We start from the raw sequence: 293 nt of genomic DNA, 5'->3' as shown, positions 1-293 counted from the left end.
GCATTTAGATAAGTTTCGCCGCCGATATAAGATAATTTGTCATTTATCTTCAATATATTGACTACTTCAGAAACAGAAAACTCCATCCCTGATTTCAGCACCCAATCTATAGCTTCAACAATGAGTACATGCTTATTTAAAGAATAAAGCTCTATCGATAAATAATTTGGTAGCTCGTAATCATCGACAAGGTGTTGAAGCATTGCCCCAATCAAATATTGTTCTGATTCCAGAGAGTTAAATTTCTGAATATTATTCTCAAATAATTTTTTCATATGCCATTCCATCTAAAT

Annotated in this window: 1 protein-coding gene; it reads right to left on the bottom strand. The window is 32.1% G+C overall.

Annotation, left to right across the window (positions count from 1 at the left end; all coding sequences use genetic code 11):
* The coding region (locus A3766_RS21890; RefSeq protein WP_197479677.1) for a DnaB-like helicase N-terminal domain-containing protein at positions 1-275 on the bottom strand (275 nt) is incomplete at its 3' end.
* Positions 276-293 lie beyond the last annotated feature (18 nt).

Source organism: Oleiphilus sp. HI0132 (assembly GCF_001635845.1).
This window is presented reverse-complemented; position numbering and strand designations above follow the sequence as displayed.